The organism is Candidatus Pelagibacter sp., assembly GCF_052049815.1.
In the GTDB taxonomy this organism is placed as follows: Bacteria; Pseudomonadota; Alphaproteobacteria; order Pelagibacterales; family Pelagibacteraceae; genus Pelagibacter.
Genome location: NZ_JBNGZG010000091.1, coordinates 1 through 1,223, shown reverse-complemented (window position 1 = coordinate 1,223; position 1,223 = coordinate 1). Strand labels below are relative to the sequence as shown.

The 1,223-nt window shown below is 22.9% G+C and carries 2 protein-coding genes; one reads left to right on the top strand and one right to left on the bottom strand.

Annotation, left to right across the window (positions count from 1 at the left end):
* Positions 1-63 precede the first annotated feature (63 nt).
* The gene (locus ACTT9D_RS07360) at positions 64-555 is read left to right on the top strand and encodes a L,D-transpeptidase family protein (RefSeq protein ID WP_440931132.1); all 492 of its coding nucleotides are present in this window, start codon (positions 64-66) and stop codon (positions 553-555) included.
* Here ACTT9D_RS07360 and ACTT9D_RS07355 read toward each other — a convergent pair.
* Positions 552-1,196, bottom strand: a complete 645-nt coding sequence (locus ACTT9D_RS07355) for a YggS family pyridoxal phosphate-dependent enzyme (protein WP_440931131.1) — start codon at positions 1,194-1,196, stop codon at positions 552-554. The two genes, ACTT9D_RS07360 and ACTT9D_RS07355, sit on opposite strands and share 4 nt — an antisense overlap.
* Positions 1,197-1,223: the final 27 nt, after the last annotated feature.

Genomic DNA, 1,223 nt, shown 5'->3' with positions numbered 1-1,223 from the left:
TTCATCTAAAATCTCAAATAATATATTTGAGTTATAAACAATTAAATTTTTTGTACTCATAAAATGCAAATAGTTTTAAAAAATAAAGATACCCTTTTATTTGATGAATTTGAATTTAAATGTTGTGTTGGTAAAAAAGGACTTACATCCAAAAAGAAAGAGGGTGATCTTAAAACACCAACAGGGATATATGAATTAGGACCAGTTTTTTATAGAGCAGATAAGTTTATTAATCTTAAAACTAAATTAAAAAAAATTTCTATTAAAAAAAATATGGGTTGGTGTGATGATATAAATAGTAAATATTATAATCAACTTATAAAGATAAATAAAAAAGTAAGTCATGAAAAAATGTTTAGAAATGATGGCACATATGACATTGTCATATTAATTAATTACAACACAAAAAAAGTGGTAAAAAATAGAGGTAGTGCAATCTTTATACATATTACAAAAAATTATAAAAAAACATTAGGCTGTATTGCTTTAAAAAAGAGTGACTTATTAGTATTACTTAAATTAATAAACAAAAAAACTAAAATTAAAATTAACTAAGATCTTTCTCCAAAGATTTTTGATCCAACTCTAATAAACGTAGCTCCATGTTTAACTGCATCGACATAATCAGATGACATTCCCATACTAAGTTCTTCAAATCCTAATGATTTATTAAGATCTAACATAATTTTGAAATATTTTTTTGGATCTTCATTTTGAGGTGGGATACACATTAATCCAATAATTTTTAAGTTTAATTCATTAATACATTTCTTACAAAAAATAGATAAATCCTTTTTATTAATTCCACTTTTTTGATCTTCATTACCAATATTTACTTGTATAAATATTTTTAAATATTTTTTTAATTTTTCTTGCTCTTGAGAAATTTTTTGAGCAAGTTTCCAATTATCAACTGAGTGAATATAATCAAATAATGGAATTGCAAATTTAACTTTATTTGTTTGTAGTTTGCCAATCATATGTAACTTAAAATTTTTTTTAATTTTCCTTATTTCTGTCCATTTTTCTATCGCTTCTTGAACTTTATTTTCACCAAAATGCATATGACCACTAATTAATAAAGGCTCAATATTACTCATTGGAAAAGTTTTACTAACTGCAATGATGTTTACATTGCTTTCTTTTGTGTTTATTTGTTCTTTAATTATATTAAGATTTTTAATTGAATCATGCATACACAAACATTACCGAATAAATATCAT

What these genes read in the sequence shown, in the direction of transcription:
- ACTT9D_RS07360 (WP_440931132.1), top strand. Translation starts at nt 64, where the DNA reads ATGCAAATAGTTTTAAAAAATAAAGATACCCTTTTATTTGATGAATTT.
- ACTT9D_RS07355 (WP_440931131.1), bottom strand. Translation starts at nt 1,196, where the DNA reads ATGCATGATTCAATTAAAAATCTTAATATAATTAAAGAACAAATAAAC.